Origin of the sequence: Pseudarthrobacter sp. J47 (assembly GCF_049810315.1) — a bacterium.
Lineage (GTDB): Bacteria > Actinomycetota > Actinomycetes > Actinomycetales > Micrococcaceae > Arthrobacter.
Map to the genome: position 1 here is coordinate 389,669 of NZ_CP187358.1, position 14,392 is coordinate 404,060.

Sequence of the window (14,392 nt, forward strand, 5' to 3'; positions counted from 1 at the left end):
GTGGTCGAGCCTGTATCCGATGGTCGAGCCTGTCGAAACCCGGCGCCTGAGACCCGGAGCCGGCCGGGGACCTACAACTGCGTGAAAGCCGCGACGGCGGGGTCCGATCCGATGCGCGCTCCGGACTCAAGGGCGGTGATGGCGGCCAGTTCGTCGTCGGAAAGCGTGAGCTCTGCCGCTGCCAGGTTTTCCCGGATCCTCGCAGGGTTGGCGGACTTGGGAATGACGATGTTGCCAGTTGCGAGGTGCCAGGCCAGCACCACCTGTGCGGTGCTGGTGTTGTGGGCCTGGGCAATGGCGGTGACGGCGTTGCCGTTGAGGTCCCCGCCCTGGCCCAGCGGGCTGTAGGCCTCCACGGCGATGCCCAGCGAACGGCATTTTGCGGCCAGTTCGGCCTGCTGGTAGCTGGGGTGCAGCTCGATCTGGTTGACGGCGGGAACCACCTCGGCGGATTCCAGGAGCGTGTCCAGGTGTTCGGAGAGGAAGTTGGAGACGCCGATGGCCCGGACCTGGTTGTTTGCGTAGATCCGTTCCATTTCCTTCCAGGCCTGGGTGAAGAGTCCCTGGGAAGGGACCGGCCAGTGGATCAGGTAGAGGTCGATGTAGTCCAGGCCCAGGGTGTTGCGGCTGTTGAGGAAGGCTTCCTGCGCCTGGCCCTGTTCCCCGTTGCGGAGCTTGGTGGTGACGAAGATTTCTTCGCGGGGGATCCCGGTTGCGGCGATTGCTGCGCCTACTCCGGCCTCGTTCTTGTAAGCCGCGGCGGTGTCGATGTGCCGGTAGCCGGCCTCCAGGGCGTCCTCGACGATGCGCTGGGTTTCGGCCGGTGGGACCTTGAAAACCCCGAGGCCAAGCTGCGGGATGGTGACGCCGTTGTTCAGGGTCAGCTCTGACATGGTGTTGCTCCTTGGTTCTGGCGTGCGGTGTTTGAGGCTGGGCGTCACCGTGAGAAAGCGGTTTCGCGGCGGCTCAGTATTGAGCTTATGTATTTTTCCGGCCTGCGTCAGCCCCTGATGGTGTCCCGGTTTTTCCTAGGACTGGCTGTCCTACCTTCGTTGTAGAAAACCGCGCCGGCGGACGGGCACAATGGTGGGCATGGGTCAGAGCGCCGAGTTCGGTAAATTCCTCAAAGCCATGCGGTCCCGGTTGAGCCCGGAGGACGCCGGGGGCCTTGGTACTTCCGGCGCGCGCAGGGTTCCCGGGCTGCGCCGCGAGGAGGTGGCAATGCTGGCCGGGGTCAGTACCGATTACTACATACGGCTGGAACAGGGCAGGAACATCCACCCGTCGCGGGCCGTCCTTGAGGCCGTATCCCGGGCGTTGCGCCTGGACAGCAGCGAGCACGCCCACATGATGGACCTCCTGGAAAATTGCGCGGCCAGCGGCCGGGCCCCGGAGGCCGCGCAGCGTATCCGGCCTGCCCTGCGGAACCTGCTCGACGCCGTGGGGGACGTCCCCGCGCTGATCCTGGGCCGCCGCTCGGACGTGCTGGCAGGGAACCGGCTGGCCTTCCTGCTCTTTTCCGTGACTGGAAGACCGTGGCTGAGCAGGCTGCCGGCGCGCTCTGGGCTGACGTGGGCCGGCACCCCAATGATCCCCAGGCGAACCAGCTGGTGGGGGAATTGGCCGTGCACAGCGAGCACTTCCGCCAATGGTGGGCAGGGCACAGGGTCACGGCACCCTCCGCGGGCATCGTGCGGCTCCATCATGCCGCCGTCGGCGATCTGGAACTGAACTTTGAAAACCTTGTCCTCCCGGATGATCCCGAACAGGTGCTGAGGGTCTATTCGGCAAAGCCCGGAACGCCGTCGGCCGATGCCTTGGCGCTGTTGGGCAGCCTGGGTGCCGATTCGCCGGCCGGAATGCCCGACGGCGGAACCCGGCCGGGAGCGGATGTCGCCACGCCTGCCCCTTTGGAAGGCGGCCCCGGTATCCTTGATGGATGAGTGACACTGCACTTTCTGCCGTCACGCTTGAGGCGCGATTCGCCAACCAGTTGGAAGAGCTGGCCGTTCCATGGCGGGCGGAAGACGTTCCCGGCCCCGAACTCCTGGCGCTCAACGAACCCCTGGCCGCGGACCTGGGCCTTGACCCAGCGTTCCTGCGCAGCCCGGAGGGGATCCGGCTGCTGACCGGCAACGCGCTGCCGCCTGGCGCAACTCCCGTGGCCCAGGCCTATGCCGGCCATCAGTTCGGCTGGTATTCGCCGCGGCTGGGCGATGGCCGTGCCCTCCTGCTGGGCGAGATCCGCCATGCTGACGGCGGGCTGCGCGACATCCACCTGAAAGGTTCGGGCCGCACCCCCTTTGCCCGGGGCGGAGACGGGTTTGCCGTGGTGGGGCCAATGCTGCGCGAGTACCTGGTCAGCGAGGCCATGCACGCGTTGGGGATTCCCACCACCCGGTCGCTCGCGGTAGTGGGGACAGGCCGTCCTGTGCAGCGCGAGACCGTCCTTCCGGGCGCCCTGCTTACCCGGATTGCCACCAGCCACGTGCGCGTGGGGACGTTCCAATACACGCGGGCCGGAGACGACCTTGAGTTGCTGCGCCGCCTCGCCGACTACGCGATTGAACGCCATTATCCAGCGGCCGCATCTGCCGGGAACCCGTACCTGGCGCTGTTCCAGGAAGTGGTCTCGGCACAGGCTTCGCTGGTGGCGCAATGGATGCTGGTGGGGTTCGTCCACGGCGTGATGAACACGGACAACATGGCCATTTCCGGGGAGACCATCGACTACGGGCCCTGCGCCTTTCTTGACGCCTTCAATCCGGCGGCCGTCTTCAGCTCCATTGACGAATCCGGGCGTTACGCGTACCGCAACCAGCCAGTGGTGGCCGAATGGAACCTTGCCCGGCTGGCGGAGTCGCTGCTCCCGCTGCTGCATGAGGAGGAGCAGAAGGCCGTGGACCTGGCAGTGGAGGCATTGGGCGCGTTCCGTGGCCAGTACAGTGCCGCGTGGACTGCCGGAATGCTGGCAAAGCTGGGGCTTCCGGAAAACATTGACGACGCCGATGCCTCACCGTTGATTGACAGCCTCACCGCGCTGCTCCAGGAGAGTCCGGTGGACTACACGTCCTTCTTCAGGAACCTGGCCGGGGCGGCCCGGGGTGAGCCCGAACCTTCGCGCCGGATGGTCCTTGACCTCGCCGCCTTTGATGCCTGGGTTGTACGCTGGCGGGCGCTGGGGCCGGACGCGGACCTCATGGACCGCACTAACCCGGTGTACATTCCCCGGAACCACCTGGTGGAGGAGGCGCTGGCGGCGGCCACCGAGGGCGACTTGGATCCCTTCAACCGGCTTCTGGACGTGCTGGCCGATCCCTTCACCGAGCGGCCCGGGCTTGAGCGCTACACCGAAGGTGCGCCCGGCGGTTTCGGCCCCTACCGGACCTTCTGCGGGACCTGATTGCCACCTCTCCCAACTGAGTAGCAGTAGGTGCCGTTCTGAGCGTTCAGAAGGGCACCTACTGCTACTTAGTTGGGTGGATGGGGGAGGTTAGCGTTCCAGGCGGAAGCCGAGCTTGATGGTGACCTGCCAGTCGGCTATTTCGCCGTTCTCCAGGTGCCCGCGGATTTCCTTGACTTCAAACCAATCCATGTTCCGAAGGGTCTTCTTGGCTTCGGCTATGCCGTTGCGGACAGCCGCATCCACACCTTCGTCCGACGTACCGACAATCTCCGAAATGCTATAGGTATGGTTGGGCATCTGTGCCGCTCCTCAATCATCGTTGATCCCGATAGGGCTGTCCCTGAAGACTAGTGGGACTTTGGAGCGGGGGTCCAGAGGTCAGGCCCAACTGCTTCCCGCGGGAACGTTGGCTGGCGGCTTAAGGCGTTTCCAGCACCAGGTTCCGCAGGTCATCCAGCGTCTGCTGCATGTGGGCGTCCATCGCCTCCCGGGCACGTGAAGAATCCCGGGATTCCAGGGCTTCGGCGATGTTCTGGTGATGGCCTATGGCGTGGACCTGGATCTCGCGGACTGCCGATGTTTCAGTGCGGCGCTTCTCCAGCACCCTGTGCAGCGGCTCGAACAGGACTGCCACAAAAACGTTCTCCGAGGCGTGCAGGATGAGGTCGTGGAAGGCCAGGTCCGCCTCCACGAAAGCGGCCAGGTCGTCCGCCTCGTGGGCCGAGCGCATTGTTGCCACATAGCCGAACAACGCCTGGATATCGGCCTCGCTGATCCGCCCCGCAGCCAGCTCACACGCCCCGGTTTCGAGCATCCTGCGCAGTTCAATGAGCTGCACTGACGCCTCGGCCTCGTTCTTTCCCTCTGACGCCGCGCGGAGCACCGCTTCGAGTGATGCCCACCGGTTGAGCGGGTTCACGAATGTTCCCCGGCCGCGTTCCACGCTGAGGATCCGCTGCGCCTCGAGGGTCTTCATGGCCTCACGGACCGTCATGCGGCTGACGTCATGCCTGGCGCTTAGTTCAAGCTCGCCCGGCACGCTGGAACCGGGGGGAAATTCCCCGGCAATGATCCGGTCCAGCAGCTCGTCGGCAACAATGCCCACCAGTGATTTCCGCGCCATGTTTCCCCTCACCGCCCCAAGGCGAATATGTCTGACAAGTCTACTTGCGCGCCTCTATGTCCTGTGCCACACTATTTTCACACGAGAGATGTCAGACATCTTACATATGCCGCTTTGGATGCGACGTTCGTGGCAGAGTTCCAGTCCCAGAGATTTCACACGATGGAGTGCGCAGTGACGCTTGAAGCAGACATCCTGGCCGCCTACCCGGCCGAGGTCCAGATTCCTGCCAGCCTGGTGGCAGATGCCGTGGCAGCCCCCAGCCCGGACGGTCACCGCGTCCTGGTAGTGCTCGACGACGACCCCACCGGCACGCAGTCCGTGGCAGACCTGCCCGTGCTCACCCGCTGGGACGTGGAGGATTTCACCTGGGCCTTCGAACACATCGCCGCCAGTGGCTGCAAGCCCGCCGTGTACGTCCTGACCAACACGCGCAGCCTGGACCCTGCCGAGGCCGCCGCCCGGAACGAGGAAGTGGTGCGCAACGCACTGGCCGCGGCAGGTTCTACAGCGGCCGCAACCCGGGGCGCCGCATCCCTGCGCCTGGGTTTCGTCAGCCGCAGCGACTCCACGCTCCGCGGCCACTTCCCGCTGGAGCCTGACGTTATTGCGGCCACGGTTGCCGCCGTCACCGGTGAAACCACCGACGGCGTGGTGCTGGTCCCAGCCTTCCCCGACGCCGGGCGGGTCACCATTGGCGGTGTCCACTACATGCGCGGAACAGGGAACGACGCCGGCAGCCTCACCCCGGTGGCCGAGACCGAATTCGCCAGGGATGCCACCTTCGGGTTCGCGAACTCGGACATGGCCAGGTACGTGGAGGAGAAGTCCCAGGGCCGTTACCCCGCAGGCTCGGTCATTGTCCTTGACCTCAACATCATCCGCGCCGGCGCAGCATCCGGGGACCCGGCCATTTCCGCCAAGGCGGTTGCCGATGCCCTGGAACCGGCCACCAACTCCACCCCGATCGTGGCGGACATCGTCACCGAGAACGACCTCCGCGCCCTGTCCCTTGGCCTGGAAGAAGCCGAACGCCGCGGCAAGAAGCTCCTGTACCGGGTGGGCCCGCCGTTCGGCCGCGCACGCATCGGCCAGGAAATCCGCCAGGAACTCAGTGGTGCGGAAGCCTACGCCGGAAACACGCCATCGATTGCGGGCGGACTCATTGTGGTGGGCTCCCACGTGGGCGTAACCACCCGCCAGCTGAAGGTTCTGACGGACCAGCACAGCGCCGCGCGCATTGTGGAGATCGACGTCCAGAAGCTCCTGGGCGAAGGCGCGGACACCTACCTCGGCCAGACCGTGGAAACGATCGTGGACGCCCTCCACTCCGGCGACGTCATCGTCCACACCAGCAGGCTCCTCATTAAGGCCGATGACCCCGCGGAAAGCCTGCGGATCGCGCGGACGGTATCCGCCGCCGTCGTCAATGTGGTGAACCGGACCCTCAAGACCTTCCCGCCCCGGTTTGTCATCGCCAAGGGCGGGATCACCTCCTCGGACGTGGCCGCGCATGGGCTGGAAATCAGGCACGCGATTGTCCGCGGACCCATGCTGCCGGGCATCGTCTCCCTCTGGGAGCCCGTGGACGGCCCCGCGAAGGGAATCCCGTACATCGTGTTCGCCGGCAACGTGGGCGACGACGAATCCCTGGCCCAAGTGACCCGGAAACTCAGCAACACCTTCTAGCTTCAATGGAGAACATCATGACCAGCACGTACACCGTCACCGTCCTTGGCCTGGGCGCCATGGGACTTCCCATGGCCACCCGCCTGGCCTCGCAGCTCACGGTCCACGGCTTCGATATTGCCGAACCGCGCCTGAAGCTGGCCGAAGAAGCAGGCATCCGCACGTTTGCCACCGCCCGCGAAGCAGCCAAGGGTGCCAACGCCCTGCTGCTGGCTGTCCGCAACGGCGAACAGCTCAACGACGTCCTGTTCGGCGAGCACGGCGTGGCCTCCGTACTGGAGCCGGGCGCCGTCGTCATCCTGGGCAGCACCGTAGGCACCGAAGCCATCCCGGCAACGGTGGAGAAGCTGGCCGGATACGGCGTTGAACTGGTGGACGCACCGCTGTCCGGCGGGCCCAAGCGCGCCGGCGAAGGCGACCTCCTGATTGTGGTTGGCGCCTCTCCCGAAGCACAGGAAAAGGCCCGCCCGGCCCTGGAACTCCTGGCGTCCACCCTAACGATCGTGGGGGACAAGCCCGGCGACGGCCAGGCACTGAAGACGGTCAACCAGCTGCTCTGCGGCATCCACATCGCCGCCGCGGCCGAGGCCATGGCCCTGGCCGACGCCCTTGGCCTGGACCAGGCGAAGACCCTCGCTGCCCTGGAAGCCGGAGCGGCGGGTTCGTTTATGCTCTCCAACCGTGGTCCCCGCATCCTCGAGGCCTACACGGAAGACGGCGCCGAGGTGCTCAGCCGCCTGGACATCTTCGTGAAGGACATGGGGATCGTGGGCAAAGCCACCCGTGCAGCCGGCCTGGCGGCCCCCGTGGCCGCCGCCGCCGAGCAGCTCTACCTCCTGGGCCAGGCCCAGGGACTCGCCGCAGCCGATGACTCCGCCGTCATCAAGGTTGTGGCCCCCACCAAGCGCACCAAATAGCACCTTCCGTCCCGCACCTGCACTCCCGCCCCCCCGCGCCGCCGAGGTGGCACTTCACAGCAGTCCCCACGCGAAACATTGCTGCGAAATGCCATCTCGACGGCGGCAGTATCCCCTTCCATCCGTCAAAGGAGACATCCGATGAGCGCTCTCGCTCTTCTGGCCATAGCAGCCGCAGGCGTTGCCCTGCTGCTGGTGGCCGTGATCAAGTTCAAGATCCCCGCGTTCCTGGCCCTGCTGGTGGTCAGCGTGTCAGTGGCCCTGGTGGCCGGCATTCCGCTCCCGGACGTCATCAAGACCGTCACCGAAGGCATGGGCGGCACCCTGGGTTCCGTCGCGATCCTGGTGGGCCTTGGTGCCATGCTGGGCAAGATGATCGAAATTTCCGGCGGCGCGCAGGCGCTGGCCGGGAAGTTCACGCAGTTGCTGGGCCCGCGCCGCGTCATTGCGGCCCTCACTGCGGCCGCGTTCCTGCTGGCCATCCCGGTGTTCTTCGACGTCGGATTCATCATCCTGATCCCCATCATCTATGGCTTCGCGAAGGCAGCCGGGGTCAACCCGGTGAAGATCGGCCTGCCGGTTGGCGCGATCATGCTGGCCATCCACGTTGTGGTTCCGCCGCACCCCGGAGTTGTGGGCGGCGCCGGCATCCTGGGCGCGGACATTGGCTGGGCCACCATTCTTGGCCTGGCACTTTGCATCCCCGTGGGCGTCCTGGGCTACTTCCTTGCCCGGAAGCTGAACCGCCGCGACTTCACCATGCTCCCTGCCACGGCCGAGCAGTTCCGGCTCTTCGGCTCCGGCACCTCGCAGGTTGAAAAGGAAGCCGGCCACGGTGGAGTTGCCGTCAAGACCGAGGTCAAGACAGCACCCAGCCCGGCCATGATCATCACGCTGATCGTCCTGCCCATCCTGATGATCATGGTGGGCACCGTTGGCGCAGTGATCCTCCCCAAGGACTCCTTCCCCGCCCAGCTCGCAGCCTTTGTTGGCGCACCGCTGATCGCGCTCCTGACGGCCCTGGGCCTGGCCTACTACTTCCTGGGCATCCGCCGTGGCTGGTCCTCCCAGCACACGGGCGAGGTCATGGATTCCGCCCTGGCCCCTACCGCTATCGTCATCCTGGTCACCGGCGCCGGCGGCGTGTTCGGCAAGGTCCTCACCGTTTCGGGAATCGGCAAGGCCCTCGCCGAAGGCCTGCAGAGCGTTGGCCTGCCCGTGATTGTGATGGCGTTTATCCTCGCCGCCGTCCTTCGTGCCTCGCAGGGTTCGGCCACCGTTGCCATCATCACCACCTCCGGCCTGCTGGCTGCGTCTGTGGCCGACGGCGGTTTCTCGCCGCTGCAGACCGCGCTCATCCTTGTTGCGATCGGGTTCGGCGCCTTCGGCCTGAGCCACGTCAACGACTCCGGCTTCTGGATTGTGACGCGCTACCTGGGCTTGTCCGTAGCTGACGGCCTGCGGACCTGGACGGTGCTCACCACCGCGCTTGGCCTGGCCGGCTTCGCGCTCACCTTCCTGGTCTGGGTCCTGGCAGGAGGCCTCAGCGTCTGATGCGTACCCGACTGGACCAACTGGTCACCTCCGCACTGCCGCAGGGCTCCGCCGTCCCCGCCTTCACCTGCTACGACTTCACCACTGCCCTGGCCGTGGTGGGCGCGGCCGAGCAGGCCGGGCGGGGCGTGATCCTGCTGGTGGCACCCAAGACCGCGGCCACGCAGAACGGCCTCCGGCTGATCAGCGCGCTCCGGGGGCTGGCGGATGCCGCCAGCGTCCCCGTAGCGGTGCAGCTGGATCACGCGTCGGACCTGAAGGTAATGTCCGACGCCGTGGCGTCCGGAGCGGATTCTGTCCTCGCCGACGGTTCTTCCCTGCCTTTCGAGGACAACATTGCGCTGGTCCGCGAGGCGCGCTCCCTGCTGGGTGCCGCCGTCGTACTGGAAGCAGAACTGGGTGGGCTGGCAGGTGATGAGGACCGCGCGTTCGGCGTGGACGGGCCTGCTTCCGGCGGAACCGCCGGTGACACCGGAGATGCAGACGCGCCGGGCCTGACCGATTCCGGGCAGGTGGAGGAGTTTGTGTCCCGGACCGGTGCTGAGCTGCTGGCCGTGGCCGTGGGGAACGTCCACGGAAAATACAAGGGCGAGCCGCAACTGCGCTGGGACCTGCTCCAGGACATTGCCGTGCAGACCCGTGTTCCGCTGGTGTTGCACGGCGCCTCCGGGATTCCGGCGGGGGAGCTGGTGAAGGCAGCCTCCATGAACGTGGGCAAGGTCAACTTCAACACCGAGCTGCGTACCGGCGTCCTGGCCACCCTGGAAGAGCAGCTTCCCGCGCACCGTGCGGACGGCGAAAACCTCCAGGGCCTGCTGGGCCACTGGAACGGCTCCGCCCACGCATTCGCCACCTCCGCGCTGGACATGCTGACGCGCTGACCAGGTGTTTCCCGAGGGGAGGCTAGGATCAGGACCATGATCCTGGCCTCCCTGGTTTTTGCGTTCCTCGCTGCCGTCCTGCACGTCTACATCTTCACCATGGAGTCCATTAACTGGACCAAACCCAAAGTCTGGAAGACCTTCAACCTGCCCTCCCAGGAACACGCGGATATCACCCGGTCGCTGGCCTATAACCAGGGCTTCTACAACCTGTTCCTGGCCATCGGCGCCTTCATCGGTGTGGGACTTGTTGCCTTCGGCGGGGAAGGCACCGGCGCAACCGTGGCTGGCTGGACCCTCATTTTCAGCAGTTGCGGCTCCATGCTACTTGCCGCCGTCGTACTGGCACTGAGTGGCAAAGCGAACCTGCGGCCCGCCACCATCCAGGGGGTAACCCCGCTCCTTGCCGTGGCCCTGGGGCTCATCGCAGTAGCTGCCTAGCCTCTGGCCTGCGGGCCTTCCGGGTACCAGAATGGGTAGCAGGAAGCTTTCCATTGTGGTGAGGGAGCCCTCAAATGGCAACGGTGCAGGGGGAGTCGCAGCGGGACCCGGCTATCGACCTGCTCCGCTTCTTCTGCCTGGCACTGGTGGTCATGGGCCATTGCCTGATGGTCAGCCCGCAACTGCACGCTGACGGCACCGTCACCACCCAGAACACGCTTGGCGATCAACCGTGGTTCACCCCGGTCATCTGGATCTTTATGGTGATGCCCGTATTTTTTGTCACCGGCGGATCCACTGGCCTGCAGTCGTGGCGCCGGTTGAAGGCGGGCGGCGGCCGGGCCAGCCAGTACGCGCACGTGAGGATGCTGCGGCTCATCAGGCCCACTGCCGCGCTGCTGGCCTGCATGTTCGCGGGACTCTGGATCGCGCTCCTGGCGGGGGTCCATCCGCAGGTGATCCAACTGCTGGCCGCCGGTGCCGGGATGCCGCTGTGGTTCCTGGCCGCCTACCTCACCACCCAGCTCTCCCTGCCACTGCTGGCCGGACTGCACGACCGGGCGCCGTGGCTGACGCTTGCTGGCCTCGTTTCGCTGGTCATTGCCGTGGACTCGCTGCGTGGCAGCTTTCCGCTGCTGGCACACCTGAACATGGTGTTCCTCTGGTGCGCAGTCCAGCAGTTGGGCTTCCTGCTGGCGGATTCCACGTTCGCCCGGCTGGGGACGTCGGGGTGCATTGCACTGATCCTCGGGGCCAACCTGGTGCTGGGCGTGGTGACGGGAGTAGGGATCTACTCCGGCAACATGCTGGTGAACCTCAACCCGCCCAACCTCTGCCTGTTCCTCCTGGCCGTTGCCCAAACAGCTGCGTTCCAGCTGGCAAGGCCGGGGCTGGAATGGCTCAGCAGCGTGAAATGGATCAACCGGTTGGTGCGGCTGGTGGGCGCCCGGTGCATGACCGTCTACCTCTGGCACCTGCCCCTGGTGGGCGCGCTACTGGGGCTCCTGCTGCTGACGGACCTGCCACTGCCTGCCGCCGGGAGCGCGGAATGGTGGTGGTCGCGCCCCCTGGTGCTGGCCGCCGTCGTACTTCTCCTGCTCCCCACGGCAGGGCTCTTTGGCTGGCTGGAGGAACGGCCGACGGCGCCAAGCCACTCCCGCGGCAGGGCACCGGCGGCAGTAGTCACCGCAGGCGTGCTGGTCTTCCTGCCGGTTGTTGACGCGGCGCTCCAGGGATTGTCGCTGGGGCTTTTGGGCGGCGGGGCCGCCTGCTTTGCCCTGGCGGTGCTGCTGCTGGGCAGGGTGCCGGAGCGGATGGCTGCCCGGCCATTGCCTCCCGCGCCAAGTAGTGCCAGTCTCAAAGGATGACTGAGAACATGGAGATGGAGCAGGACACCTTCCGGGCCGACGTCACCACGGTCCGCAATGACGCGCAACACCGCTACGAGCTGCTGGTGGGCGGAAGAGTGGCAGTCCAGGCGCACTTTGTGGACCTTCCAGGGCACATTGACTTCACGCACACGGAGTCAGACGACGAATTCCGCGGCCACGGCTACGCGGGTGTGCTGGCGCATTTCGCGCTGGATGACGTGGTGGCTTCAGGGAAGCGGATCATCCCGCATTGCCCGTTCATCGCGGGGTACCTGCGCAAGCACGACGGTTACGAACAGTACATCGACTGGCCCTGACCCCACCCAACTGACTGGCACTTAACGCTCCCAAACCGCGGGGACGTCAAGGGGTCGATGCAACACGTGCGGCTTATGCCGCGGTTTGTTCGAGTAGTTTAGCCATTCGGTTCGCTGGTGTGTCCAGGTCCAATGTGGGCCTGGGCCGCTGGTTGAGCATTTGGGCTATGTTGGCGAGGTCCTCGGCCGTATGGGTGCTTAGGTCTGTGCCTTTGGGGAACCAGTGACGAAGCAGCCTGTTGGTGTTTTCGTTCGTTCCGCGCTGCCATGGTGAATGCGGATCACACAGGTAAACCGGGGCATTGAGTTCCATCCGGATCCTGTCGAACTGGGCTATCTCCGTTCCACGGTCCCAGGTAATTGACCGGCGCAGGTGCTCGGGAAGAGCCCCCATTTCCCGTAGCATCGCCGCAGTAACGGACTCGGCAGTGTGATCGATGGGTAAATGCAGCAAGATCACGAACCGTGTGTTCCGTTCGACCAGGGTTCCTATCGCCGAGCCGGAGTCCTTGCCGATAATCAGGTCACCTTCCCAGTGGCCGGGTACTGCCCGGTCCGCGGCCTCGGCGGGGCGTTCACTGATCGTGAGTGCATCGCTGAAACGCTGCCGCTTCCCTCCGTCCCTGACTGATTCCCGGGACTTCCGGGCCTTGCGTTTGAGACTGAGCATCGCAGTAAGGTCCTTGCGGAGCTGGCCCCGGGACTGGACATACAGGCACTGATAGATCGTCTCGTGGCTGATTTGCATGCTTCTATCATCAGGGTGCTCCTGCCGCCGCACGCGTCTTGCGTCTTGGCGATCAGCCAAGGACTCCACCCCTTCTTGAGCTTGGACTCGATCTCCTGTGCCAAGTCAGAACCAACGATCTTGAACGCCTTTGGCCGGCGGGCCTTGTGCAGGGCATTCTGCTGAGCCAACCGGGCCCGATACACACCATCCGGGCCGGTATTACGGCGCAGTTCCCGGCAGACCACCGAACGGTGCCGTCCCAACCCGGAAGCAATCTTCGTCTGAGAATCACCGGCCTTGATTCCTGCCTGAATCAAGATCCGCTCGTCCAAATTCAGCGGATGCCCAGGACCAGAGGGTCCCTCGCTACCCACAAGGACATCAATGCCACCCACACGGCCCCGGCTAAGGTTCATGCCCCCAGCCTGCCGCCACCACCTCGGGCCGGCCTCTCGTGACACTCCCACCATCAGACAAGCCGCAGACATCGACATCCCCGAAGCCACTAACTCAATCAAACGCTCCCGAACCACGCGCGGCACACAACGACCATCGACCACAACAACACCCCCTTCAGTAAGGTGTTGCAACGACCGATGGACTCCGCACGCGTTTTGGGAGCGTTAACTGCTGGTCAGTTGGGCACGGGTGCGGTGGCTGGGCAGTGCGGTCAGGCGTCGAAGTGCGTGCGCGGGCCGTTCGCTGACAGGCTCTGCACCAGCTGTTCGGCAATGGTGCGCAGCTTCATGTTCCGGCCGCTGGAGGCCTTGACCAGGATGGCCATGGCTTCCTCCTGGGAACAGCGGTTTTGGGCCATGATGATCCCGGCCGCGAGGTCGATCGGGGTCCGTGATTCCATGGCGGACTGGAGGTCCGAGGCCAGCTGCTGCGATGTTGCCACCCGGACCGCCAGCCGCAGCGCTTTCCCGGCCTGGGCGGCGAAGAGTTCTGCGTTTTCGATGGACACGGGGTCGAACGCGTGGGCTTCGCGGGCAAAGAAGTTCAGCGCGGCTCTTGCACCCTGCTCCAGCTCCAACGGCACCGCCAGCACGCTTAGCTGCCCGCGACGGGCGATTTCCCGGTTGTACGCTGCCCACCGCGGATCGATCCGGGTGTCTTCCACAAGGATGGTGACGCCCTGATGCATGGCATCCAGGCATGGTCCGCTGCCGTAGTGGCGCTGGATTTCATCCATTTCGCGGGCTTCGTCGTCACTCCACGCGGCGGTTTCGGTGTGCTTGCGCCGGCTCAGCGTCACCGCGCAAACAACGGGCAAGGCCATGGTTCCGGACAATGAACGGGCCGAAAATCCACACAAATCCCCAAGGAAACCGGCAACATCAGCACTCTCGATCACCAGGTCCTGAAGCTTGTCCGCCACCGAGGCCGGCGACAGTTCGGATGTCCCTACGGACGGCTCATTCATCTTCCAAGTCTAGTGATGTTCCCCACCAAAGTACCGGCGGCGGGGGCAATAACGTTCGACGGCGGCACTAACCACGTGCGTCTCGGCGCCTTTGCCACTGGTTGGCATGCCAAAAAAGCAGGCCGGTCACGGTGAAGGTGCCGGTGACTAAGACCCACGGGGTCAGGTTGAACAGCAGGTAATTTTGGAACATGTCGGTGGTGGACGAGGAAGGCCCCATGCCGTCCACTACAGACGACAAAAGCCACATCCCGTAGCCCAGTTCCAGCCCGGCCAGCAGCCAGAGAACCACCACGAAGGGGTTGATTTTCCGGGCGAATCCGGGATCGGTCCCGTCGCTGGAGTCGCCGTGGATCGTACCTGCGGCGCTGCCGGGCGTAGGGAGGGGTACTGGTTTCCCGTTGATGTCCACCTCCCGGAAATTGGAGATGCCCTCGCGTTGATCCACTGTGTCCCCCAGCCCCTCGGACGCACCCTCGGCGCCATTGCCAACACCCTACCGCCCGCCGCGCCGCCCCGCCCGGAGGATCCACTTCCT

General features: G+C 65.2%; 13 protein-coding genes and 2 pseudogenes. 9 read left to right on the forward strand and 6 right to left on the reverse strand.

Annotated elements, in window-relative coordinates:
- Positions 1 to 71: 71 nt before the first annotated feature.
- A complete protein-coding gene (locus tag ACPJW8_RS01700; protein ID WP_330187870.1) occupies positions 72 to 893 on the reverse strand; it encodes an aldo/keto reductase in 822 nt (273 codons plus the stop codon).
- A 238-nt stretch (positions 894 to 1,131) separates the two neighbouring features.
- Here ACPJW8_RS01700 and ACPJW8_RS01705 point away from each other — a divergent pair.
- Both ACPJW8_RS01705 and ACPJW8_RS01710 read left to right on the forward strand, forming a co-directional pair.
- Positions 1,132 to 1,769 (forward strand): annotated as a pseudogene (locus tag ACPJW8_RS01705) (helix-turn-helix domain-containing protein); the annotation flags it as partial.
- Positions 1,770 to 1,939: 170 nt separating this feature from the next.
- Positions 1,940 to 3,403 carry a protein adenylyltransferase SelO gene (locus tag ACPJW8_RS01710; RefSeq protein ID WP_330187869.1) on the forward strand — a complete coding sequence of 488 codons (1,464 nt, stop codon included), beginning with the start codon at positions 1,940 to 1,942 and terminating at the stop codon, positions 3,401 to 3,403.
- A gap of 90 nt (positions 3,404 to 3,493) precedes the next feature.
- Here ACPJW8_RS01710 and ACPJW8_RS01715 read toward each other — a convergent pair whose 3' ends face one another.
- Both ACPJW8_RS01715 and ACPJW8_RS01720 read right to left on the reverse strand, forming a co-directional pair.
- Positions 3,494 to 3,703, reverse strand: coding sequence for a dodecin (locus ACPJW8_RS01715; RefSeq protein WP_330187868.1), 210 nt, complete (start codon positions 3,701 to 3,703; stop codon positions 3,494 to 3,496).
- Between the two features lie 121 nt (positions 3,704 to 3,824).
- Complete coding sequence (locus tag ACPJW8_RS01720; protein WP_330187867.1) at positions 3,825 to 4,529, reverse strand: FadR/GntR family transcriptional regulator; 705 nt, start codon at positions 4,527 to 4,529, stop codon at positions 3,825 to 3,827.
- Positions 4,530 to 4,703: 174 nt separating this feature from the next.
- On the opposite strand from ACPJW8_RS01720, the gene ACPJW8_RS01725 reads away from it, so the two are divergent.
- The 7 genes from ACPJW8_RS01725 (at position 4,704) to ACPJW8_RS01755 (ending at position 11,698) form a co-directional block, all read left to right on the forward strand.
- On the forward strand, positions 4,704 to 6,218 hold the full coding sequence (locus ACPJW8_RS01725) for a four-carbon acid sugar kinase family protein (protein ID WP_330187866.1): 1,515 nt from the start codon (positions 4,704 to 4,706) through the stop codon (positions 6,216 to 6,218).
- A gap of 17 nt (positions 6,219 to 6,235) precedes the next feature.
- Entirely contained in the window at positions 6,236 to 7,135 is a 900-nt protein-coding gene (locus tag ACPJW8_RS01730; RefSeq protein ID WP_330187865.1) for an NAD(P)-dependent oxidoreductase, read from the forward strand.
- 141 nt (positions 7,136 to 7,276) lie between these two features.
- Positions 7,277 to 8,689 carry a GntP family transporter gene (locus ACPJW8_RS01735; RefSeq protein WP_330187864.1) on the forward strand — a complete coding sequence of 471 codons (1,413 nt, stop codon included), beginning with the start codon at positions 7,277 to 7,279 and terminating at the stop codon, positions 8,687 to 8,689.
- On the forward strand, positions 8,689 to 9,570 hold the full coding sequence (locus ACPJW8_RS01740) for a class II fructose-bisphosphate aldolase (protein ID WP_330187863.1): 882 nt from the start codon (positions 8,689 to 8,691) through the stop codon (positions 9,568 to 9,570). The genes ACPJW8_RS01735 and ACPJW8_RS01740 overlap by 1 nt, the downstream gene beginning before the upstream one ends.
- Before the next feature lie 36 nt (positions 9,571 to 9,606).
- Positions 9,607 to 10,011 (forward strand): DUF1304 domain-containing protein, encoded by a 405-nt coding sequence (locus ACPJW8_RS01745; RefSeq protein WP_330187862.1) that lies wholly within the window; start codon positions 9,607 to 9,609, stop codon positions 10,009 to 10,011.
- A gap of 74 nt (positions 10,012 to 10,085) precedes the next feature.
- Positions 10,086 to 11,378: an acyltransferase gene (locus ACPJW8_RS01750; RefSeq protein ID WP_330187861.1), complete on the forward strand. Its 1,293-nt coding sequence runs from the start codon at positions 10,086 to 10,088 to the stop codon at positions 11,376 to 11,378.
- On the forward strand, positions 11,375 to 11,698 hold the full coding sequence (locus ACPJW8_RS01755; protein WP_330187860.1) for a GNAT family N-acetyltransferase: 324 nt from the start codon (positions 11,375 to 11,377) through the stop codon (positions 11,696 to 11,698). The genes ACPJW8_RS01750 and ACPJW8_RS01755 overlap by 4 nt, the downstream gene beginning before the upstream one ends.
- Before the next feature lie 73 nt (positions 11,699 to 11,771).
- Here the strand turns inward: ACPJW8_RS01755 and ACPJW8_RS01760 are convergent.
- The 3 genes and pseudogenes from ACPJW8_RS01760 to ACPJW8_RS01770 all read right to left on the reverse strand — a co-directional run bounded on the left by ACPJW8_RS01760 (position 11,772) and on the right by ACPJW8_RS01770 (position 14,302).
- Positions 11,772 to 12,988: pseudogene (locus ACPJW8_RS01760) on the reverse strand (IS30 family transposase).
- Positions 12,989 to 13,098: 110 nt separating this feature from the next.
- Positions 13,099 to 13,854, reverse strand: coding sequence for a GAF and ANTAR domain-containing protein (locus tag ACPJW8_RS01765; protein ID WP_330189517.1), 756 nt, complete (start codon positions 13,852 to 13,854; stop codon positions 13,099 to 13,101).
- A 67-nt stretch (positions 13,855 to 13,921) separates the two neighbouring features.
- The gene (locus ACPJW8_RS01770; protein ID WP_330189516.1) at positions 13,922 to 14,302 is read right to left on the reverse strand and encodes a hypothetical protein; all 381 of its coding nucleotides are present in this window, start codon (positions 14,300 to 14,302) and stop codon (positions 13,922 to 13,924) included.
- Positions 14,303 to 14,392 lie beyond the last annotated feature (90 nt).

Bases quoted from the DNA above. Each gene is read 5' to 3' on its own strand.
- ACPJW8_RS01710 (WP_330187869.1), top strand. From the start codon at position 1,940: ATGAGTGACACTGCACTTTCTGCCGTCACGCTTGAGGCGCGATTCGCC.
- ACPJW8_RS01750 (WP_330187861.1), top strand. From the start codon at position 10,086: ATGGCAACGGTGCAGGGGGAGTCGCAGCGGGACCCGGCTATCGACCTG.
- ACPJW8_RS01715 (WP_330187868.1), bottom strand. From the start codon at position 3,703: ATGCCCAACCATACCTATAGCATTTCGGAGATTGTCGGTACGTCGGAC.
- ACPJW8_RS01735 (WP_330187864.1), top strand. From the start codon at position 7,277: ATGAGCGCTCTCGCTCTTCTGGCCATAGCAGCCGCAGGCGTTGCCCTG.
- ACPJW8_RS01720 (WP_330187867.1), bottom strand. From the start codon at position 4,529: ATGGCGCGGAAATCACTGGTGGGCATTGTTGCCGACGAGCTGCTGGAC.
- ACPJW8_RS01745 (WP_330187862.1), top strand. From the start codon at position 9,607: ATGATCCTGGCCTCCCTGGTTTTTGCGTTCCTCGCTGCCGTCCTGCAC.
- ACPJW8_RS01755 (WP_330187860.1), top strand. From the start codon at position 11,375: ATGACTGAGAACATGGAGATGGAGCAGGACACCTTCCGGGCCGACGTC.
- ACPJW8_RS01740 (WP_330187863.1), top strand. From the start codon at position 8,689: ATGCGTACCCGACTGGACCAACTGGTCACCTCCGCACTGCCGCAGGGC.
- ACPJW8_RS01700 (WP_330187870.1), bottom strand. From the start codon at position 893: ATGTCAGAGCTGACCCTGAACAACGGCGTCACCATCCCGCAGCTTGGC.
- ACPJW8_RS01730 (WP_330187865.1), top strand. From the start codon at position 6,236: ATGACCAGCACGTACACCGTCACCGTCCTTGGCCTGGGCGCCATGGGA.
- ACPJW8_RS01765 (WP_330189517.1), bottom strand. From the start codon at position 13,854: ATGAATGAGCCGTCCGTAGGGACATCCGAACTGTCGCCGGCCTCGGTG.